This is a genomic window from Klebsiella sp. 18074 (assembly GCF_902705905.1).
In the GTDB taxonomy this organism is placed as follows: Bacteria; Pseudomonadota; Gammaproteobacteria; order Enterobacterales; family Enterobacteriaceae; genus Klebsiella; species Klebsiella terrigena.
This window is the reverse complement of sequence record NZ_CACSIS010000017.1, coordinates 115,369-134,862: the sequence shown is the minus strand read 5'-3', so window position 1 is coordinate 134,862 and position 19,494 is coordinate 115,369. Positions and strand designations below refer to the sequence as shown.

At 57.5% G+C, this 19,494-nt stretch carries 20 protein-coding genes and 1 pseudogene; 11 read left to right on the top strand and 10 right to left on the bottom strand.

Features of this window, described 5'->3' with window-relative positions:
* Nucleotides 1–126: 126 nt before the first annotated feature.
* The 3 genes and pseudogenes from GVK32_RS17755 to pth form a co-directional block, all read right to left on the bottom strand.
* Nucleotides 127–546, bottom strand: a pseudogene (locus GVK32_RS17755) (tyrosine-type recombinase/integrase); the annotation flags it as partial.
* Nucleotides 547–760: 214 nt separating this feature from the next.
* Nucleotides 761–1,852: a redox-regulated ATPase YchF gene (gene ychF / locus GVK32_RS17750; protein WP_159871246.1), complete on the bottom strand. Its 1,092-nt coding sequence runs from the start codon at nt 1,850–1,852 to the stop codon at nt 761–763.
* A 117-nt stretch (nt 1,853–1,969) separates the two neighbouring features.
* Nucleotides 1,970–2,554, bottom strand: coding sequence for an aminoacyl-tRNA hydrolase (gene pth, locus GVK32_RS17745; protein ID WP_041147674.1), 585 nt, complete (start codon nt 2,552–2,554; stop codon nt 1,970–1,972).
* Nucleotides 2,555–2,825: 271 nt separating this feature from the next.
* Here pth and ychH point away from each other — a divergent pair, with 271 nt between their 5' ends.
* Both ychH and GVK32_RS17735 read left to right on the top strand, forming a co-directional pair.
* The gene (gene ychH / locus GVK32_RS17740) at nt 2,826–3,101 is read left to right on the top strand and encodes a stress-induced protein YchH (protein WP_045858992.1); all 276 of its coding nucleotides are present in this window, start codon (nt 2,826–2,828) and stop codon (nt 3,099–3,101) included.
* Between the two features lie 227 nt (nt 3,102–3,328).
* Nucleotides 3,329–4,372 carry a MerR family transcriptional regulator gene (locus GVK32_RS17735; RefSeq protein ID WP_159871243.1) on the top strand — a complete coding sequence of 348 codons (1,044 nt, stop codon included), beginning with the start codon at nt 3,329–3,331 and terminating at the stop codon, nt 4,370–4,372.
* On the opposite strand, the gene dauA is transcribed toward GVK32_RS17735, so the two are convergent.
* The 4 genes from dauA to lolB all read right to left on the bottom strand — a co-directional run bounded on the left by dauA (nt 4,373) and on the right by lolB (nt 8,894).
* Nucleotides 4,373–6,052 (bottom strand): C4-dicarboxylic acid transporter DauA, encoded by a 1,680-nt coding sequence (dauA, locus tag GVK32_RS17730; RefSeq protein WP_159871240.1) that lies wholly within the window; start codon nt 6,050–6,052, stop codon nt 4,373–4,375.
* 251 nt (nt 6,053–6,303) lie between these two features.
* A complete protein-coding gene (gene prs, locus GVK32_RS17725) occupies nt 6,304–7,251 on the bottom strand; it encodes a ribose-phosphate diphosphokinase (RefSeq protein WP_004863536.1) in 948 nt (315 codons plus the stop codon).
* A gap of 183 nt (nt 7,252–7,434) precedes the next feature.
* Nucleotides 7,435–8,283 carry a 4-(cytidine 5'-diphospho)-2-C-methyl-D-erythritol kinase gene (gene ispE, locus GVK32_RS17720; RefSeq protein ID WP_161795718.1) on the bottom strand — a complete coding sequence of 283 codons (849 nt, stop codon included), beginning with the start codon at nt 8,281–8,283 and terminating at the stop codon, nt 7,435–7,437.
* Nucleotides 8,283–8,894: a lipoprotein insertase outer membrane protein LolB gene (gene lolB / locus GVK32_RS17715; protein ID WP_159871237.1), complete on the bottom strand. Its 612-nt coding sequence runs from the start codon at nt 8,892–8,894 to the stop codon at nt 8,283–8,285. Before lolB ends, ispE begins: the two co-directional genes overlap by 1 nt.
* 271 nt (nt 8,895–9,165) lie before the next feature.
* On the opposite strand from lolB, the gene hemA reads away from it, so the two are divergent.
* The 6 genes from hemA to kdsA all read left to right on the top strand — a co-directional run bounded on the left by hemA (nt 9,166) and on the right by kdsA (nt 14,556).
* Nucleotides 9,166–10,422 carry a glutamyl-tRNA reductase gene (gene hemA, locus GVK32_RS17710; protein ID WP_041146103.1) on the top strand — a complete coding sequence of 419 codons (1,257 nt, stop codon included), beginning with the start codon at nt 9,166–9,168 and terminating at the stop codon, nt 10,420–10,422.
* Nucleotides 10,423–10,464: 42 nt separating this feature from the next.
* Nucleotides 10,465–11,547, top strand: coding sequence for a peptide chain release factor 1 (gene prfA / locus GVK32_RS17705; RefSeq protein ID WP_045858977.1), 1,083 nt, complete (start codon nt 10,465–10,467; stop codon nt 11,545–11,547).
* Nucleotides 11,547–12,401, top strand: coding sequence for a peptide chain release factor N(5)-glutamine methyltransferase (gene prmC / locus GVK32_RS17700; RefSeq protein WP_159871255.1), 855 nt, complete (start codon nt 11,547–11,549; stop codon nt 12,399–12,401). Before prfA ends, prmC begins: the two co-directional genes overlap by 1 nt.
* Nucleotides 12,398–12,790: an invasion regulator SirB2 gene (sirB2, locus tag GVK32_RS17695; protein ID WP_159871234.1), complete on the top strand. Its 393-nt coding sequence runs from the start codon at nt 12,398–12,400 to the stop codon at nt 12,788–12,790. The genes prmC and sirB2 overlap by 4 nt, the downstream gene beginning before the upstream one ends.
* Before the next feature lie 3 nt (nt 12,791–12,793).
* On the top strand, nt 12,794–13,606 hold the full coding sequence (gene sirB1, locus GVK32_RS17690) for an invasion regulator SirB1 (RefSeq protein ID WP_045858970.1): 813 nt from the start codon (nt 12,794–12,796) through the stop codon (nt 13,604–13,606).
* A gap of 95 nt (nt 13,607–13,701) precedes the next feature.
* Nucleotides 13,702–14,556, top strand: a complete 855-nt coding sequence (gene kdsA / locus GVK32_RS17685) for a 3-deoxy-8-phosphooctulonate synthase (RefSeq protein ID WP_159871231.1) — start codon at nt 13,702–13,704, stop codon at nt 14,554–14,556.
* Between the two features lie 96 nt (nt 14,557–14,652).
* Here kdsA and chaA read toward each other — a convergent pair whose 3' ends face one another.
* On the bottom strand, nt 14,653–15,753 hold the full coding sequence (chaA, locus tag GVK32_RS17680; protein WP_123708327.1) for a sodium-potassium/proton antiporter ChaA: 1,101 nt from the start codon (nt 15,751–15,753) through the stop codon (nt 14,653–14,655).
* A 265-nt stretch (nt 15,754–16,018) separates the two neighbouring features.
* On the opposite strand from chaA, the gene chaB reads away from it, so the two are divergent.
* A complete protein-coding gene (chaB, locus tag GVK32_RS17675; RefSeq protein WP_123708326.1) occupies nt 16,019–16,249 on the top strand; it encodes a putative cation transport regulator ChaB in 231 nt (76 codons plus the stop codon).
* Between the two features lie 152 nt (nt 16,250–16,401).
* Complete coding sequence (locus GVK32_RS17670; protein ID WP_159871228.1) at nt 16,402–17,082, top strand: gamma-glutamylcyclotransferase; 681 nt, start codon at nt 16,402–16,404, stop codon at nt 17,080–17,082.
* A gap of 70 nt (nt 17,083–17,152) precedes the next feature.
* Here the strand turns inward: GVK32_RS17670 and GVK32_RS17665 are convergent, their stop codons facing one another.
* Nucleotides 17,153–17,395: a DUF1883 domain-containing protein gene (locus GVK32_RS17665; RefSeq protein ID WP_076947669.1), complete on the bottom strand. Its 243-nt coding sequence runs from the start codon at nt 17,393–17,395 to the stop codon at nt 17,153–17,155.
* Between the two features lie 240 nt (nt 17,396–17,635).
* Nucleotides 17,636–17,989 (bottom strand): DsrE/DsrF/TusD sulfur relay family protein, encoded by a 354-nt coding sequence (locus GVK32_RS17660; RefSeq protein ID WP_134526564.1) that lies wholly within the window; start codon nt 17,987–17,989, stop codon nt 17,636–17,638.
* 68 nt (nt 17,990–18,057) lie between these two features.
* Between GVK32_RS17660 and nasR the strand changes: the two genes are divergently transcribed.
* Nucleotides 18,058–19,254 (top strand): nitrate regulatory protein NasR, encoded by a 1,197-nt coding sequence (gene nasR / locus GVK32_RS17655; protein WP_159871225.1) that lies wholly within the window; start codon nt 18,058–18,060, stop codon nt 19,252–19,254.
* The last annotated feature ends 240 nt before the right edge of the window (nt 19,255–19,494 follow it).

Sequence of the window (19,494 nt, the reverse complement as noted above, 5' to 3'; positions counted from 1 at the left end):
TTTCAGGACGGCGATGATCTGGTGCTCGGTGAATCGGATCTTACGCATAGCGATCTCCTCAGGTGACATAATCAGTATGTCGGAAGATCTCTAAAAGTGAATGGGCCGTTTTGGTGGGATACTTACAATCTCTCTGACAGGGAGCTTACCGATGGCGGGAAAAACCACACGTTCAAGCATATCCAGTCGCCGCGTTTTGGTGATTTCGGCCCAGTCTTTCATCTGCAACCACTCTTTAGCGATCAGCTCAAAGGTGTTGGATGCGTCGTTGACCTTGCGGATCTTATCTAACTGGCGAGCCTGTGTCGGGCTAACTCCATTCGCGACTTGTTTACGCGCTTGCTCACATTTTTCGCGAGCTTCGGCAAGTTTGACCGTTGGGTACTCACCCAACGCGAACATGCTGGATTTGCCGTTGAGTTTAAACCGATAGCGCCATGCCTTTTTGCCGTTGGGTTTCACTTCGAGGTAGAGACCATTGAAGTCATTGAGTCGATAGAGTTTTTCTTTCGGCTTAGCAGTGCGGCATTGCGTATCAGTGAGCATAGCGAGTCCTTGTCTATTTCTTATACCGCTATTGTACTCACTTAAAATGAAGATGGAAGAATGTTGTACTCATCAATGTACTCATTTTTGACAGCGTTTTTACGAGATGAGTTGAGACATTATGAAATGAAAAATCCACGCAATTGCGTGGATTTTATAGTGTTTTGTGATTTTCATGAGATTCGTTGAAACCTCATGAGACAACAGACTTTAATTAGACGTTGAACAGGAAGTTCATGACGTCGCCATCTTTAACGATGTAATCCTTGCCTTCGGCGCGCATCTTACCGGCTTCTTTAGCACCCTGTTCGCCTTTGTAAGCGATAAAGTCTTCATAGGCGATAGTTTGAGCGCGGATAAAGCCTTTTTCGAAGTCGGTGTGGATTTTACCCGCCGCCTGCGGTGCGGTCGCGCCGACAGGGATGGTCCACGCGCGGACTTCTTTAACACCGGCGGTGAAGTAGGTCTGCAGGTTCAGCAGCTCGTAGCCGGCGCGGATAACGCGGTTCAGGCCCGGCTCCTCGATGCCCAGTTCGGCCATGAACTCATCGCGGTCAGCGTCGTCAAGTTCCGCGATATCGGATTCAACGGCGGCGCACACGGCAACCACTACTGAGCCTTCGGCGGCAGCGATTTCGCGGACTTTATCGAGGTACGGGTTGTTCTCGAAGCCGTCTTCGTTGACGTTGGCGATGTACATGGTTGGCTTCAGGGTCAGGAAGCTCAGGTATTTGATGGCCGCTTTATCTTCGTCCGTCAGCGCCAGCGCGCGCAGCATGCCGGCGTTTTCGAGCTGCGGCAGGCATTTTTCCAGCGCGACCAGTTCAGCTTTCGCGTCTTTATCGCCGCCTTTTGCCCTTTTCTGTACGCGGTGAATGGCGCGTTCGCAGGTGTCAAGATCGGACAGCGCCAGCTCGGTGTTGATAACCTCGATATCGTCAGCCGGGTCCACTTTGTTGTTCACGTGGATGATGTTGTCGTTCTCAAAACAACGCACCACGTGGCCGATAGCTTCGGTTTCGCGGATGTTGGTCAGGAACTGGTTGCCCAGGCCTTCGCCTTTGGATGCGCCTTTTACCAGGCCCGCGATGTCGACGAATTCCATGGTAGTCGGCAGGATGCGCTGCGGTTTAACGATTTCGGCCAGCTTATCCAGACGCGGATCGGGCATCGGTACGACACCGGTGTTCGGCTCAATAGTACAGAAGGGGAAGTTGGCCGCTTCAATACCCGCTTTGGTGAGCGCATTGAACAGGGTGGACTTGCCGACGTTGGGCAAACCGACGATACCGCATTTGAATCCCATGATTTAAATCACCTTAATCTTTGGATAATCAACCTGTTACATTGAGCAGATTGTAGAAAAGTAAATAGCTTTGCCTATTATACACGGTGTGCGGCAAAAATTCCGCACGTCGGCCGGTTATTGCGCTTTAAATGCGTGTAAACGGTTGGTTGCTTTGGTCAGACCTTCTTTCAGCCAGACTTCCGTGCAGCGCGCGGCTTCATCAACGGCTTCATCTATCAGTTTCTGCTCGCTAAGCGGCGGTTTACCTAACACAAAACCGACAACTTTGTTTTTATCGCCCGGATGGCCGATTCCGACGCGTAAGCGGTGAAAGTTCGGGTTGTTGCCCAGTTTGCTGATGATATCTTTCAGGCCGTTATGCCCGCCGTGGCCGCCGCCGAGCTTAAATTTCGCCACGCCTGGCGGTAAATCCAGCTCATCGTGCGCGACCAGAATCTCGTCGGGATTAATCCGGTAAAAGGTGGCCATCGCCGCCACGGCTTTACCGCTGAGATTCATAAAGGTGGTCGGCACCAGCAGGCGCACATCCTCGCCGGCAAAGTTAATCCGTGAGGTGTAGCCGTAGAATTTGCTCTCTTCGCGCAGCGGGGCGCGGTGGCGGTCGGCCAGGAGGTCTACATACCAGGCGCCCGCGTTATGGCGTGTCGCCGCGTACTCCGCACCGGGGTTAGCCAGGCCGACAATCAGTTTTATCGTCACTTTTATATCCTGCATGGGTCGTTCTCTGGCGCGTAGTGTACTGTCTGCGAGCGCGCTTGACAAAATTCTGCCAGCGCAGCGCTATCGGCACGGTAATTTCTCCGGTGAACCATTAGAATTTGATGTTGTTCAGTAGGTTATTTGTAAACTTTTGTTGGTTTGATGTTCGCTAATGTGATCGCCAACGCAATCAATCTTCTGCCCATTGTCTATACTACACCTATAAGTTCTGAGGATATTCTTAGGCAACCCAAGGTTCCGGAGGTGACATATGAAACGCAGAAACGCTTCGTTACTCGGTAATGTACTGATGGGTTTAGGGTTGGTCGTCATGGTTGTTGGCGTCGGCTACTCCATTTTAAACCAGCTCCCGCAGCTTGACCTGCCGCAGTTTTTCGCGCACGGCGCGATTCTCAGCATCTTCGTCGGTGCCGTTCTCTGGCTTGCTGGCGCGCGTATCGGCGGCCATGAACAGGTTGGCGACAGATACTGGTGGGTGCGCCACTACGACAAACGCTGCCGTCGCGACCAGCACCGCCACAGCTAAGTCAGTCCGTTGCTTGCACCTGTCGCCAGACGGGTGCAATTTTGTCAACGTATCCGCTCTGCAGCCAGCCATCATCCTAACGGCTGGCTGACTATATTACTCCTGCTTATTTTACTCCTGCAATGACCGCCCCGCTGATATTGTTGCCCTGTTGATAAACTCTTTGCTTGACCCTGACGTAACGTCAGGCAGCAGAGTAGCGCCACTGGCAGACAAAAGGAGCAGTCATGTTAATTCAGGTGGGGGAGCTGGCGAAACGCGCCGGAATGACCGTCCGTACGCTACATCACTATGAACAAACCGGGCTGCTGACGCCTTCGGCCAGAAGCGCGGCGGGTTATCGGCTATACGATCTGGCGGCCGTTCAGCGGCTGCATATGATTAAGGCGCTGGCACAGGCCGGGCTGGAGCTCGCTGCTATCAAGGAGCATCTCGATTGCGGTTCGCTTTCGTTATCCGATCTGCTGGTGCAGCAAATCACCACCCTCGATACGCAGCTGCGCACTATCTCAACGCTGCGCGAAAGGCTGGTGCTGCTCCGCGACGAACTGGGTAGCGGCCGTGAACCCTGTCTGGAGTCCTGGCTACAGACCCTGGAGCTTATGAAAATGTACGATCGTTGGTTTAGTCCGCAGGAGTTACAAACGCTGCCGTTCGCCGAGCAGGATGAACAGCGCAATCAAATCTGGCAGGCGCTGGTTATTGAAGCGCAGCGGCTGATGCAGGAGAGCTGCCCGCCTGACTCGCCGTCGGCGGTGGCGCTGGCCACCCGCTGGATGGAGCGTCTGGAGCTTGATACCGCCGGGCGACCGGAATTTCTCACCCGGCTCAATGAGATGCACGCTACGGAACCGCAAATGCGCGCGCAAACCGGCATTACACCCGAGATTGTGGACTACATTACTCACGCCTTTGCGCAAAGCAAGCTCGCGATCTGGGCGCGCTATCTCAACGCCGACGAGCTGGCGTTTACCCGTGAGCACTATTTCGATCGGCTGATGGAGTGGCCGGGGCTGGTATCGGCGCTGCATCAGGCCTGCGCTGAGCAGACCGATCCGGCATCCGAGGCCGGGCAAAAGCTGGCGCGGCAGTGGCTGGAGCTGTTCCAGTCGTATGCCGGAACCAGCCCGCAGACTCAGCAAAAGTTTCGCCACGCGATGGAGTGCGAACCGCATCTGATGAAGGGGACGTGGATGACGCCGCCGGTGCTCGGCTGGCTCCAGCAGGCGATAGGGGTGATGATGCAGGCGCGAACGCCCGCATCCCGCTAGTTAAACATCTGCCAGCGCGGCGTTGCGATCGGGGTAGAAGCTCAGGCGTCCGGCAATGGGCTGGACTCCGGCGCGTGCCAGGGTACGCAGCGGCTGAAACTCAAGATTAGACACCCGCAGCTCACAGCCTTCCGGCAGCTTTTTCACGAAGCGCTGGAAGGCATCCAGGCCACCGGCATCCAGCACCGGCACCGCATCCCATTTCAGCACCACGATCCGCTTACCCTCAATACGCGTTTCCAGATCGTTAAATAGCCCCTCGGCGGCGGCGAAGAACAGCGGGCCGATAACCCGCAGCACCAGCACGTCGTCGGGTACGTCGACGTTGACCGGTGCCAGGCGCGTCATGCGGGCGATACGGCGCATAAACAGCAGCGAAGCCAGTACGATGCCAACGCTGATCGCGATGACCATATCAAACAGCACCGTCAGCGACATGCACATCAGCATGACCACGATGTCGTCCTTCGGCGCATAGCGCAGCAAATTCACTACCTTGTGCGCTTCGCTCATATTCCACGCCACCATCAGCAGCAGCGCCGCCATCGCCGACAGCGGTAGCCAGGAGAGCAGCGGGGCGAGGATCAGCAGCGCCATAATCACCAGCAGCGCATGGATCACCGCAGAAACCGGCGAGGTCGCCCCGGCGCGCACGTTGGCCGCCGAGCGGGCAATCGCCGCGGTCGCGGTAATGCCGCCGAAGAAAGGCGCGACGATATTGCCCAGACCCTGACCGATCAGCTCGCTGTTCGCCTTATGCTTGGTGCCGGTCATACCATCCAGCACCACCGCGCACAGCAGCGACTCAATGGCGCCGAGCATGGCCATGGAGAACGCCGCCGGCAGCAGCGCCTGCAGCGAGGCCCAACTGAGGGTGAAATCAGAGCCCGGCATATCCCAGGGCAGCACCAGCTGCGGCAGCAGCTGCGGAATGCCGCTTCCCTGGCTGCCGTCGGCGAGCGTGTAGTGGAACTGAGAGCCGATGGTCGCGACGTGGCCGCCCAGCAGGGTGACGATCGCCATCACCGCGCAGCCCGCCAGCAGCGCGGGAAGATGGCCCGGCAGGCGGATCCCAAGGCGCGGCCAGAGGATCAGAATAGCGAGCGTCACGATGCCAATCGCGGCGTCGCCAACGTTGACCGTTGGCAGCGCCATAATCAGCGCGGAGACTTTCTGCAAATAGTGCTCCGGCACGTGCGCCATCTGCAGGCCAAGGAAGTCTTTAATCTGCATGGTACCGATAGTAATACCGATACCTGAGGTGAACCCGAGGGTCACCGAGAGCGGGATATATTCAATCAGCCGGCCGAAGCGGGCGAGGCCGAAGAGAATTAAAAAAATGCCGGACATCAGCGTCGCGACCAGCAGCCCGGCGAGGCCAAACTGCTGCGATACCGGGTAGAGGATCACCACAAAGGCGGCGGTCGGCCCGGAAACGCTAAAGCGCGAGCCGCCGGTCAGGGCGATGATGATCCCGGCTACGGCGGAGGTATAGAGTCCATACTGCGGCGCTACGCCGCTGCCAATTGCCAGCGCCATTGCCAGCGGGATCGCAATAATCCCCACCGTTATCCCGGCAATCAGGTCGCGAGTGAAGCGCGAAACGGTATATTTTTCTTTCCAGCAGGCGTCGATGAGGGCGCGGAAAGGCATCACGTGTGAGGAAAATAATCTGTTCACGATAATGTTTCATCCATGGGCGCATCATCTGTCAACTAAATGGCAGGTGAAGGAGGCATTGGTCATTTCCACGTCATCCTTCGGGAAGCCTCTTTGTTGGCTGGGTTCATTTATCCCGGTCACGTACTGCCTGTACGCTCCAGGGGATTCATTCACTTGCCGCCTTGACGCATGCCGAATGATTTTGTGGAAGAATAAACGGCTCAGAGACAAAAAAACCCGCCTTAGCGGGTTTCTTTGGCCTGGCTCGATTAATGCTCGAACATAGCAGAGATAGATTCTTCGTTGCTGATACGACGAATCGCTTCTGCCAGCATACCGGACAGCGTCAGGGTACGAACTTTTTCCAGGGCTTTGATTTCTGGCGCCAGCGGGATGGTATCGCAGACGACGAATTCATCAATCACAGAGTTTTTAATGTTCTGGATAGCGTTGCCGGAGAAAATCGGGTGAGTGGCGTAAGCAAAGACGCGTTTTGCACCACGTTCTTTCAGCGCTTCTGCTGCTTTGCACAGCGTGCCGCCGGTATCGATCATGTCGTCAACCATGACGCAGTCGCGGCCTGCCACGTCGCCGATGATATGCATCACCTGGGAGACGTTAGCGCGCGGACGACGTTTGTCGATGATTGCCATATCGGTATCGTTCAGCAGTTTGGCGATAGCGCGGGCGCGCACGACGCCGCCGATGTCCGGAGAAACCACGATTGGGTTATCCAGATTCAGCTGCAGCATATCTTCCAGCAGGATTGGGCTGCCGAATACGTTATCAACCGGAACGTCGAAGAAGCCTTGGATCTGTTCAGCGTGCAGGTCAACGGTCAGTACGCGGTCAACGCCAACGCTGGACAGGAAGTCCGCAACCACTTTAGCAGTGATTGGCACACGGGCGGAACGAACGCGGCGGTCCTGACGAGCATAGCCGAAGTAAGGAATAACAGCGGTGATACGACCCGCCGAAGCGCGACGCAGGGCATCAACCATAACAACCAATTCCATCAGGTTGTCGTTGGTGGGAGCACAAGTGGACTGGATGATGAAAATATCACCACCGCGTACGTTTTCATTGATTTGTACGCTGACTTCGCCGTCGCTAAAACGACCTACAGCGGCGTCGCCAAGAGAAGTGTACAGGCGGTTGGCAATACGTTGTGCTAGTTCCGGGGTGGCGTTACCAGCAAAAAGCTTCATATCAGGCACGAGAAGAACCTCAGGCATGCGTCCAGTGGTGGATGAAAAGGGCCAAAAACTGTGCGGCGGCGCCGTTTCATCCAGGCGGTGTATTTAAAGAGAACGATGCAACGTCTGGAACAGGGTGACGTTGTCACCGTAACTCAATTTGCCCGGCGTACTTATCGTTACTCACGCTTAAAACGGAGCAACTTAGGGTAGGGCTAGCCTGAGCGGCGAGATGTTAACTCCTCGCGCAACAAAGCCTTGTAGCCATTCCGGGGCTTTCTCCAGCACCTGGCGAGCGGCAGATTCGGTGTCAAATTCAGCAAAGACACACGCTCCTGTGCCAGTCAGGCGCGACGGCGCATATTCTAACAGCCAGGAAAGCGCCGCATCAACCTCGCGAAAACGTTTTCTTGCGATAACCTCGCAATCATTGCGAAATTCACATTTTAGCAACGTATTTATTGGCCTGATCGGGGTGTCTCGTGGTAGCTCGGGGTCGCGAAAGATGACCGGAGTCGGAATACTGACCCCTGGGTGGGCGACGAGGTACCACTTTTCCGGCGGTTCGACCGGGGTCAGAATTTCGCCAATGCCTTCGGCAAAGGCCGCATGACCGCGGACGAAAACCGGCACATCGGCGCCGAGCTGCAGCCCAAGCGTCGCCAGCTGGTCTTCCGATAGCCCGCAGCCCCAAAGCTGATTCAGCGCCACCAGCACCGTGGCGGCGTTGGACGAGCCGCCGCCCAGCCCGCCGCCCATCGGCAGGCGCTTCTCAATGCTGATATCGGCACCGCTGCCGGAGGGCAGCCGCCCGCGTTCTGCCGCCGCCTGCATCAGCAGCCTGGCGGCGCGAATAATCAAATTCTCTTCATTCGGCACGCCGTCCACCGGCGTCAGCAGGCGCAGCTCGCCGTCGTCGCGCGCCTCAATAGTTAACGTGTCGCCATAGTCGAGAAACTGGAACAGCGTCTGCAGCTGGTGATAACCGTCAGCGCGCTGCCCGGTAATATACAAAAACAGGTTCAGCTTCGCGGGAGAGGGCCAGCGGGTCATCATTTCACAATCCAGTTATCCATTTTCAGCTTGATGCGCTGACTGCCGTTGTTGAGCTCCATATTGGCCGGCAGCGATGGCGTAGTATCGCTGGTATATCCGCCGTAAGTGACGCGCCAGGTTTTGCCGTTTTGCGTATAGTTAAGGGTACTCAGACGATACTGCTGATCGAGGGTGTAGTCGGTGGCATCGCCCGGCAGGCCGACGATCCACTGGCGCAGGCTGTTCAGCGGGATGGGCATCCCGGTCAGGCGGCCAATCATCTCTTCCGCGTCGGTTGCGGTATAGGTCTGACCCTTGTTATCGATCAGCGTCACGCCGCCCGGCTGTGCGGTCAGCGACAGCTCGGTACTGCCCAGCGGGTTGGTCAGCAGCAGGCGATAGCGATCCTCACCGGTCTGCTGCCAGAAGAAACGGGCGTAAACCTTTTGCTCGTCGGAAAGCCAGGCAAAGGCGCCGCGGGTCTGGAACTGGCTAAGATTGCGGACATCCTGCTGGTGCTGACGCCACTGCGGTGAGTCCGGGCTTTTACCGGGGCCTTTCGGGGCGTTGAGGGTACAGGCGGTCAGGACCAGGCTTGCCAGGGGCAACAGGCGGAGCAGTCGATTCATAATGATGACAAATCCTTGATGTCTACAGCGAAATCCGGCGAAGAGTGAATACGCACACGATTTGTGTAGCGGGTTACAATAATAACTCTTAATGCTAGCGTTGCCCGGCGGTAGCGTCTACGTTCAAATTGTCTGAAATCAAAAAATTACCGTTAGTGGCTGTTACGCATTGGCTATTACTCCAAAAGGGGAGCGTCTCTTTTATTGATTCCGCGCATCCTGTATGATGCGCTCAGACTAACCTTAGCAACGCTGGTACTACTCCCTCACAATGACCCTTTTAGCTCTTGGCATTAATCACAAAACAGCTCCGGTAGCGCTGCGAGAACGCGTAACGTTTTCGCCGGACACGCTCGATGAGGCGCTGGAGAGCTTGCTGGCTCAGCCAATGGTGCAGGGAGGTGTGGTGCTGTCGACCTGTAACCGCACGGAGCTCTATCTCAGCGTTGAGGAGCAGGATAATCTGCAGGAAGTGCTCATCCGCTGGCTGTGTGATTACCACCATCTTAATGAAGACGATCTGCGAAACAGCCTCTACTGGCACCAGGATAACGATGCGGTCAGCCATCTGATGCGCGTCGCCAGCGGCCTGGATTCGCTGGTGCTCGGCGAACCGCAGATCCTCGGCCAGGTTAAAAAAGCCTTTGCGGACTCCAGCCGCGGACATCTCAACGTCAGCGAGCTGGAGCGCATGTTCCAGAAGTCGTTCTCCGTGGCTAAGCGCGTGCGCACCGAAACGGACATCGGCGCCAGCGCGGTCTCCGTTGCGTTCGCCGCCTGTACGCTGGCGCGACAAATCTTTGAATCGCTCTCCAGCGTGACCGTGCTGCTGGTCGGTGCCGGGGAGACCATCGAGCTGGTGGCCCGCCATCTGCGGGAGCACCACGTGCGCAAAATGGTCATTGCCAACCGCACCCGCGAACGCGCCCAGGCGCTGGCGGATGAGGTCGGCGCTGAGGTTATCGCCCTGAGCGACATCGATGAGCGGCTGAAAGAGGCCGATATCATTATTACTTCCACCGCCAGCCCGCTGCCGATTATTGGCAAAGGGATGGTGGAGCGTGCGCTGAAGGCGCGCCGCAATCAGCCGATGCTGCTGGTCGATATCGCGGTGCCCCGCGACGTCGAGCCGGAAGTGGGCAAGCTGGCGAACGCCTACCTCTACAGCGTCGACGACCTGCAAAACATCATTCAGCACAACCTGGCGCAGCGTAAAGCCGCCGCGGTACAGGCAGAATCGATCGTCGAGCAGGAAACCAGCGAATTTATGGCCTGGCTGCGCGCCCAGAGCGCCAGCGAGACTATCCGCGAATATCGCTCCCAGTCCGAACAGGTCCGCGAGGAGCTGACGCTGAAAGCGCTGGCGGCGCTGGAGCAGGGCGGCGATGCCCAGGAAATCATGCAGGACCTGGCGCGCAAGTTGACCAACCGCCTGATCCACGCGCCAACCAAATCTCTTCAGCAGGCTGCCCGTGACGGGGACGATGAACGTCTGCATATTCTGCGCAACAGCCTCGGGCTGGAATAGCGCCATTTCTCTCTTTTTTCAGGACAGGGTTAATTCACACCTATGAAGCCTTCTATTGTTGCCAAACTGGAAGCTCTGTACGAACGCCATGAGGAAGTTCAGGCGCTGCTGGGGGATGCTGCGACCATCGCCGATCAGGATCGATTCCGCGCGCTGTCGCGCGAGTACGCGCAGCTGAGCGACGTTGCGCGCTGTTATACCGAATGGCGTCAGGTGCAGGATGATATTGAAACCGCCCAGATGATGCTCGACGATCCGGAGATGCGCGAAATGGCGCAGGAAGAGCTGCGCGACGCGAAAGATAAGAGCGAAGAGATGGAGCAGCAGCTGCAGGTTCTGCTGCTGCCGAAAGATCCCGACGATGAGCGTAACGCCTTTGTCGAAGTTCGCGCCGGTACCGGCGGAGACGAAGCGGCGCTGTTTGCCGGGGATCTGTTCCGCATGTACAGCCGCTACGCGGAAGCCCGCCGCTGGCGCGTTGAGATCCTCAGCGCCAACGAAGGCGAGCACGGCGGCTATAAAGAAGTGATTGCCAAAATCAGCGGCGACGGCGTCTACGGCCGGCTGAAGTTCGAGTCCGGCGGCCACCGCGTGCAGCGCGTACCGGCGACCGAATCGCAGGGGCGTATCCACACCTCCGCCTGTACCGTCGCGGTGATGCCGGAGCTGCCGGAAGCCGAAATGCCGGACATCAACCCGGCCGACCTGCGTATCGACACCTTCCGTTCCTCTGGGGCGGGCGGGCAGCACGTTAACACCACCGATTCCGCAATTCGTATTACCCACTTGCCGACCGGTATCGTCGTTGAGTGTCAGGACGAACGCTCTCAGCACAAGAACAAGGCCAAGGCGCTGTCGGTACTGGGCTCGCGCATTCGCGCTGCCGAAGTGGCCAAGCGTCAGCAGGCGGAAGCGTCTACCCGGCGTAACCTGCTGGGCAGCGGCGATCGTAGCGATCGTAACCGTACCTATAACTTCCCGCAGGGCCGCGTGACTGACCACCGCATCAATCTGACGCTCTACCGCCTGGATGAAACGATGGAAGGTAAGCTGGATATGCTCATTGAGCCGATTGTCCAGGAGTACCAGGCCGACCAGCTGGCAGCGCTTTCCGAGCAGGAATGATGATTTTTCAACAGTGGCTGGCGCAGGCGATTGCCCGACTGAGCGACAGCGAAAGCCCACGCCGCGACGCGGAGATCCTGCTGGGACACGTGACCGGCAGGGCGCGGACTTACCTCCTCGCCTTTGGCGAAACGGCGCTGACCGACGACCAACTGGCCGAACTGGAGGCGCTGCTGAGCCGCCGTCAGCGCGGCGAGCCGATCGCGCACCTGGTCGGTCAGCGCGAATTCTGGTCGCTGCCGCTGCTGGTGTCGCCGGCGACCCTGATCCCGCGTCCCGACACCGAGTGTCTGGTCGAGCAGGCGCTGGCGCGACTGCCGGCGACGCCGTGTCGGATCCTCGATTTAGGCACCGGCACCGGCGCGATTGCGCTGGCGCTGGCCAGCGAGCGTCCGGACTGCCGAGTGACGGCGGTCGATTTTATGCCCGATGCCGCCGCGTTAGCCGCGCGCAACGCGGCTCAGCTTGCCATCACCAACGTGAGGGTGCTGCAGAGCAACTGGTTCAGCGCGCTGGCGGGCCAGCAGTTTGAAATCATCGTCAGCAACCCGCCCTATATCGACGAAACCGACCCGCATCTTGCGCAGGGCGACGTTCGCTTCGAGCCGAAAACGGCGCTTGTTGCCGCCGATAGCGGTCTTGCCGATCTGGCGCACATCATTCGCGAAGGGCGTCGCTTCCTGACCCCTGACGGCTTAATGCTGCTGGAGCACGGCTGGAAGCAGGGCGCCGCGGTGCGCGGCCTGTTCCACGATGCGGGATATCTCGACGTGGTGACCTGCCGCGATTACGGCGATAACGAGCGCCTGACGTTAGGACGTTTTCCGGCTATGGATAAGAAGGTTGGCGTATGAATCTGTTTACCGCAGTGCTGTATCTGCATATTGCGGCGGTGGTCGTGTCGGTCAGCCTGTTCGCGTTACGCTACTGGTGGAGCTACAGCGGCAGCCCGTGGCTTAACCGCCGCTGGGTACGCATCGTCCCGCACTGCAGCGACACGCTACTCTTTCTCAGCGGCGCCGGATTAATGGCAATAACGCACTATCTGCCGTTTACTGAAGACGGCACATGGCTGACTGAGAAGCTATTTGGCGTTATTATTTACATCGCATTGGGTTTTATCGCGCTGGGCCGTCGGCGTCCGCGCAGCCAGCAGAGCAGGTTTATCGCCTTCCTGCTGGCTTTGGTGGTGTTGTTCATCATCATACAACTCGCCATCACAAGAACACCGTTACTGGGGTAAGTCATGAGGTCACTAGCTGATTTCGAATTTAATAAAGCGCCACTGTGCGATGGAATGGTCCTCATTTCTGAATTGATCCGCGACGACTTTCCAACGGGTTACGTGCAGGACGAACTGGAGCGGCTGCTGAGCCTGGCGCAGGAAGAGATCGCGACCTCGTGGGATCAGGAGCGTCAGCTGGAGCGGCTGCTGGAGCTTTTCTATCATGAATGGGGCTTCAGAGACTCCCACGGCGTCTACCGGCTTTCCGATGCCCTGTGGATCGATAAAGTATTGATTAACCGTCAGGGGAGCGCCGCCTCGCTAGGGGCGATTGTGCTGTGGATTGCCCAGCGCATGTCTCTGCCGGTGGTGCCGGTGATTTTCCCGACGCAGATGCTGCTGCGCGCGGACCCTGAAACCAGCGAAGAGATGTGGCTGATTAACCCGTTCAACGGGGAAACGCTCAATGAGCACACGCTGGAAGTGTGGCTGAAGGGCAATATTAGCCCGGTGGCCGAGCTGTTCAATGAGGATCTTGATGAAGCGGATAACGCGGAAGTGATCCACAAGCTGCTCGACACCTTAAAATCGGCGCTGATGGAAGAGCGGCAGATGGAGCTGGCCCTGCGCGCCAGCGAAGCGCTGCTGCAGTTCAATCCGGAAGATCCGTACGAAATTCGCGACCGCGGGCTGATATACGCCCAGCTCGAGTGCGACCACGTTGCGCTGCTGGATCTGAACTATTTCGTCGAACAGTGTCCTGAAGACCCGATCAGCGAAATGATCCGCGCGCAAATCAACACGATTTCGCACAAACAAATTACATTGCATTAGTCGATATACGCGAAATACGCTGCGCTGAGGCGGTTTTGAGGTATGACGCGTATTTATCTGGAATGATTCCGGTTACACCCTGATAAGGCGATCTTATGAAACAAAAAGTGGTTAGCATTGGTGATATCAACGTAGCAAACGACCTGCCTTTCGTCCTGTTTGGCGGGATGAACGTGCTGGAATCCCGCGATCTCGCGATGCGTATCTGCGAACACTACGTGACGGTGACGCAGAAGCTGGGTATTCCTTATGTGTTCAAAGCCTCTTTTGATAAAGCCAACCGTTCTTCCATCCACTCCTATCGCGGGCCGGGTCTGGAAGAAGGGATGAAGATTTTCCAGGATCTGAAGCAGGCTTTCGGCGTGAAAATCATCACTGACGTTCATGAAGCCAGCCAGGCGCAGGCCGTGGCCGACGTGGTTGACGTGATTCAGCTGCCGGCGTTCCTCGCCCGCCAGACCGACCTGGTTGAAGCAATGGCGAAAACTGGCGCGGTGATCAACGTTAAGAAACCGCAGTTCGTGAGCCCGGGCCAGATGGGTAACATCGTCGACAAGTTTATTGAAGGCGGCAACGACAAGGTTATTCTGTGCGACCGCGGCGCTAACTTCGGCTACGACAACCTGGTTGTTGATATGCTGGGCTTTGGGGTGATGAAAAAAGCTTCCAACAACTCGCCGGTTATCTTTGACGTCACCCACGCTCTGCAGTGCCGCGACCCGTTTGGCGCTGCTTCCGGCGGTCGCCGTGCGCAGGTTGCTGAACTGGCGCGTGCCGGTATGGCGGTCGGTATCGCCGGCCTGTTTATTGAAGCGCACCCGGACCCGGAACATGCGAAATGCGACGGCCCGTCCGCGCTGCCGCTGGATAAGCTGGAGCCGTTCCTCAAGCAAATGAAGGCTATCGACGATCTGGTTAAAGGCTTTGACGAGCTGGACACCAGCAAGTAGCGGTCCCTGATATGACAAAAGCCTGCCGGTTGCAAAACCGGCAGGCTTTTTTATGCATCCTCCCCCGGTCCGCGTCGCGCCGCCGGAGGAGGTGAATCAGGCAAAAATGGTCATCAGATAGGCGGCGAAGAGCGCCAGGTGCGCCGCGCCGTTGAGCACGTTGGTGCGTCCGGTCGAGAAAGAGATCTGGCACAGCACCAGGGATGAAACCATTACGATCATCTCCGGCGACCCGAGGCCAAAGTGCAGCTCATTGCCGGTTAAAAAGGCAATCAGGGTCACGACCGGTACGGTCAGAGAGATGGTTGCCAGCACCGAACCGAAGAACAGATTCATCGCGCGCTGTACCTGATTGTTTAACACCGCTTTCAGGGCGCCCAGGCCTTCCGGGGAGAGGATCAGCAGCGCCACCAGGAAACCGGTAAAGGCCACCGGCGCGTTCATGCTGGTCAGCAGCGTCTCCAGCGGGTTGGCGTTCATCTTGGTCACCGCAATCACCGCAATCAGGTGAATGAGCAGCCACGCGGTATGCCAGCCGCTGCTGTGCGCCGACGGCTTGCCGTGATGCGGGTCGTCGTCGTCGCCGTCATCTTCATGCTCATAAATAAACAGGCTCTGGTGCGTTTTGGTCTGAATCAACAGGAAAACGCCGTACATGGCCGCCGAAATAAGCGCCACCAGCAGCGCCTGGCCGGTGGAGAAATTGGCGCCAGGCAGAGCCATGGGAAACACCAGCACGATAATCGCCAGGGGGAAGAGGGCGATTAAATACTGCTTGATACCGAACAGATTCATGTACTGGGTGGCGAACTTACGCCCGCCCAGCAGCAGCGAGAAGCCGACCAGGCCGCCGGTAACGATCATGATTATCGAGTACAGGGTATCGCGCATCAGCGTTGGCGCCGCGTCGCCGGTGGCCATCAGCGCGGAAATCAGGCTAACTTCAAGAATGACGACCGACAGGCTTAGAATTAGCGAACCGTACGGCTCGCCCAGGCGGTGGGCCAGCACGTCCGCGTGGCGTACTACGCTGAATGCGCTGCTGAGAATGCCGACTAACGCCAGAATATTAATCGCAATAACCACTGGCAGTGACTGGCTACTTCCGAAGAAGAAAAGCACCGCCAGTGCCAGCAGCGGAAATACGAGGGACGTCTCCTTGTGGCGGGTTTTTACCGCCTCATGTGCATGGGTCATGAACCATCTCCATATTGTGCAGGTGTTATAATTATAGATACTGTAAGTTGATAAAATAACAGACATTACGGAAATCGATTGGTTTTTTTACTTAAATTTACCGCTATCAACCACTAATGGTGTTAGATTGCTATAACATGCTGTTATTGCAATTTTATATTTATTATTCAGATAATTACTAAGTTCGACTTCTCACTCCCTCCCGCCTTGCGTAGCGCAATCTTACGTTTCAGACTTAAATTCCAGCCCCTTTCTGGAGAACACTATGCCTTATCACAGTAAAAAAGACCTACCCGACAGCGTCCGCCACGTCCTGCCTGAACATGCTCAGGAGATTTATAAAGAAGCCTTTAATAGCGCCTGGGACCAGTACAAGAGTAGCGAGGACCGTCGGGGCGACGCCAGCCGCGAAGAGACGGCGCATAAAGTGGCCTGGGCGGCGGTAAAACATGACTATCAAAAGGGAGACGATGACCGCTGGCACAGGAAGTCATAGCCGATCCTGCTACCCGCGCGGCGCCTGAGCGGCGTTAATTGCTAATTGCCAAATAAAGCTGGATAATAATTCAGCAATGTTTCACAAGAATGTTTCACAAGGATGGCATCAGATAAACGCCGGGAAGCGGGCAGTGGCGGAGGTAGTAGAAAGTGTTAACACGTGATTTCTTAATCAATGCGGATTGTAAAACGGCGTTTGGCGCTATTGAGGAATCGCTACTCTGGTCGGCAGAGCAACGGGCAGCCTCCCTGGCGGCCACTTTAGCCTGCCGTCCAGACGCGGGATCGGTATGGATTTTTGGCTACGGTTCGCTGATGTGGAACCCGGCCCTTGAGTATCGCGAGTCCTGTACCGCTACGCTGCCGGGCTGGCACCGCGCCTTTTGCCTGCGGCTCACCGCCGGGCGCGGAAGTGCGCATCAGCCGGGGCGCATGCTGGCGCTGAAGGAGGGCGGGCGCACCACCGGCGTCGCCTATCGCCTGCCGGACTGCACGCTGGAAGAAGAGCTCACCCTGCTGTGGAAGCGGGAGATGATCACCGGCTGCTATCTGCCGACCTGGTGCAAGCTGGAGCTCGACGACGGGCGCACGGTCAACGCGCTGGTCTTCATTATGGATCCGCGTCATCCGCTGTTCGAAGCCGATACCAGCGCCCAGGTGATCGCGCCGCTGATCGCCAAAGCCAGCGGTCCGCTTGGCACCAACGCCCAGTACCTTTTCTCGCTCGAGCAGGAGCTGCGCAAGCTCGGCATGCACGATGATTGCCTCGACGACCTGGTCGGCAAGGTGCGAAATCTGCTGGGCGATAGCGCTCAGCCGGGGCTGGCCTGAGAAATGCCCGGGGAGACCCGGGCATGAAGAGACGTTTGACGCTGCAGTCACAACGCGTTAAGCGGATGACTCAGGCGGGAACGTAGCTGATTGAGTGCTCCAGCGACTGGCTGTGGCTGTCGATAAGCACGTTCCAGGTGCCGCTGTAGGGCACGGTCATATAGGCGCTGTCCCGATCCTGCACGCTCAGCACATCCGCGTGGCTGTCGCCTGGAACCTTCGCGCTCATCAGGTGAATATGGCAGCGCTCTGAACAACGAACCACCAGCGTATCACCGCCAAACAACGTCAAACTTGCTTTTACCATTGCCATTTTCCTACCCCGTATTTATCTGCCCACGGCATCCTGCCCGTTCAATCCTGCGCGTGATATTGTTCACACTTTGCTCATGGCATAACACCAAATGGGGAAGGTACGGATGATGATTTCGATCAAAAAAAAGGATAAAGATTAAACAAAAATGATGTTGTTCCTGAAAGCATTCAGCTGGCATATCTTTTAACGCAATAAACGATGCCAGCCTGACATTTAATCCTGCTAAAGAGGGTTAACTCAGAAGGTCAGGACTTTATCCGCCGCCAGCGTCCACTGCGCCAGCTCAACCAGCGTGCCGATCTCAACGCCATCGATCAGCGGCAGGGAGGTTATCCCCCGGCCGTCGGTGCAGGTTTTGCACAGCTTCACCGGCACGTTCTGCGCGGTGAGGATCTCCAGCATCTGCTGAATGTTATAGCCTTCCGCCGGCTTTTGACCGCGCAGCCCCGCGGTGACCGCGTCGGACATTAAAAACACCTTCAGCGCCAGTTCGGACTGCTGTTCGCGCAGGGCAATCGCCAGGCGCAGGCTGTTGAACAGGGATTCGCTACCGTAGGCAGCGCCGTTGGCGATAAGCACAATACTTTGCATAAGGACTCCTTTGTATAAGGCACGGTTATTGCTTAGCTGAAGTATAAAGCGTTAACCCTGGAGAGAGCATGAATAATACGGCCGGCACCGTGCCTGAAGCAAACGACTGGTTCCAACATGCGCGCCAGCTCCAGAGGCAGCAGCTGCGTCAGCTGGCGCAGCAGGGCGCGCTGGCCAATCAGATAAGCGCCCTGGTGCATATGCTGCAGTGCGAGCGCGGAGCCTCCAATATCTGGCTATGTTCCGGCGGCCGGCTCTACGCCGCGGAGTGTCGGGCCGGCGGGGCGCTGGTGAATGAGCAGCTGGCCGCCTTTCGCCAGGCGCTGGAGCCGGCGCGCGCCAGTGCCAGCAGCGCGCTGTGCTGGCGCATCGCCAGCGCGGTGTGGTACCTCGAGCAGCTTCCCGCCCTGCGCGAGGCCGTGCGCCTGCGCACTATTGCCGCCGAAGAGGCGACCGGCCAGTTCAGCCGCATTATCCGGCATCTGCTGAATATCGTCCCGCAGCTCAATGACAGCATCGACGATCCGCAGATAGCCGGAGGGATGGTGGCGCTCTACAGCTTTATGCAGGGCAAGGAGCTGGTGGGTCAGGAGCGCGCGCTGGGGGCGTTGGGCTTTGCCCGCGGTCAGTTCAGCGACGAGCTGCGCCAGCTGCTGGTGGACCGTATCGACGGGCAGCAGCCGTGCTTTGACAGCTTTCTGGCCCTGGCCGACGCGGCGCAGACCGCGCTGTTTAATGAGCAGTGCCAGGCCAGCATCGAAATAGAGCAGCTTCGGCGTATCGCCTGTACCCGTCAGCCCTCGGAGGACAACGGCGAGACGGCGCTGCGCTGGTTCTGCGCCCAGACGCAGCGTCTGGAGCTGATGCGCGGTCTGGAAGAGCGACTGATTAGCGATCTGCTCGATGCCGCCGATCGGCTGCTGCTGGGGAGCGGGCCGGAGATGCCGCCCGACCGCTGGCCGGAAGAGGACGGCGGCGATGACGTTGCGCGACGGCTGGACAGGCAGCTGCTGCCGCTGGTTCGCCAGCAGGCGTATGAGCTGCAGCAGCTCTCCGGCCAGCTGGCGTCGCTAAAAGATAGTCTCGAAGAGCGCAAGGTCATTGAGAAGGCCAAAAGCGTCCTGATGTCCCATCAAGGGATGAATGAAGAGCAGGCCTGGCAGGCGCTGCGCAAGATGGCGATGGATAAGAATCAGCGGATGGTGGAAATCGCCCGCGCGCTGCTGATGGTCAAGTCATTATGGCCGTTAACCCCAAAGGAGTAGGTGCACAATAGGCGGGCATTTTGTGCCTGTCGACGGTGCAACTTTTGCCCCGACAGCCGCTTTTGCAGGGAGGAAAAGCGCCAAAAGCGGCCATCGGGAAAACTGGCATCCCGTTTGCATTAGCTAAATCGAGTTAGTTCACCATTTTTGGGCAGCAGGCCAACGGCGGCATGCGGGTCCATGGATAAAGGCGTCCTGCAGTGCGTAAGCACTGTCGGGCGCTTTTTTTTTGCGCGTTCT

Excerpts from the sequence above, each read along its gene's own strand:
- chaA (WP_123708327.1), bottom strand. The coding sequence starts at position 15,753 with ATGACCCATGCACATGAGGCGGTAAAAACCCGCCACAAGGAGACGTCC.
- GVK32_RS17735 (WP_159871243.1), top strand. The coding sequence starts at position 3,329 with ATGTTAATTCAGGTGGGGGAGCTGGCGAAACGCGCCGGAATGACCGTC.
- hemA (WP_041146103.1), top strand. The coding sequence starts at position 9,166 with ATGACCCTTTTAGCTCTTGGCATTAATCACAAAACAGCTCCGGTAGCG.
- chaB (WP_123708326.1), top strand. The coding sequence starts at position 16,019 with ATGCCTTATCACAGTAAAAAAGACCTACCCGACAGCGTCCGCCACGTC.
- nasR (WP_159871225.1), top strand. The coding sequence starts at position 18,058 with ATGAATAATACGGCCGGCACCGTGCCTGAAGCAAACGACTGGTTCCAA.
- kdsA (WP_159871231.1), top strand. The coding sequence starts at position 13,702 with ATGAAACAAAAAGTGGTTAGCATTGGTGATATCAACGTAGCAAACGAC.
- ispE (WP_161795718.1), bottom strand. The coding sequence starts at position 8,283 with ATGACCCGCTGGCCCTCTCCCGCGAAGCTGAACCTGTTTTTGTATATT.
- lolB (WP_159871237.1), bottom strand. The coding sequence starts at position 8,894 with ATGAATCGACTGCTCCGCCTGTTGCCCCTGGCAAGCCTGGTCCTGACC.
- prfA (WP_045858977.1), top strand. The coding sequence starts at position 10,465 with ATGAAGCCTTCTATTGTTGCCAAACTGGAAGCTCTGTACGAACGCCAT.
- prmC (WP_159871255.1), top strand. The coding sequence starts at position 11,547 with ATGATTTTTCAACAGTGGCTGGCGCAGGCGATTGCCCGACTGAGCGAC.
- ychF (WP_159871246.1), bottom strand. The coding sequence starts at position 1,852 with ATGGGATTCAAATGCGGTATCGTCGGTTTGCCCAACGTCGGCAAGTCC.
- GVK32_RS17660 (WP_134526564.1), bottom strand. The coding sequence starts at position 17,989 with ATGCAAAGTATTGTGCTTATCGCCAACGGCGCTGCCTACGGTAGCGAA.
- sirB1 (WP_045858970.1), top strand. The coding sequence starts at position 12,794 with ATGAGGTCACTAGCTGATTTCGAATTTAATAAAGCGCCACTGTGCGAT.
- ychH (WP_045858992.1), top strand. The coding sequence starts at position 2,826 with ATGAAACGCAGAAACGCTTCGTTACTCGGTAATGTACTGATGGGTTTA.
- sirB2 (WP_159871234.1), top strand. The coding sequence starts at position 12,398 with ATGAATCTGTTTACCGCAGTGCTGTATCTGCATATTGCGGCGGTGGTC.
- GVK32_RS17665 (WP_076947669.1), bottom strand. The coding sequence starts at position 17,395 with ATGGCAATGGTAAAAGCAAGTTTGACGTTGTTTGGCGGTGATACGCTG.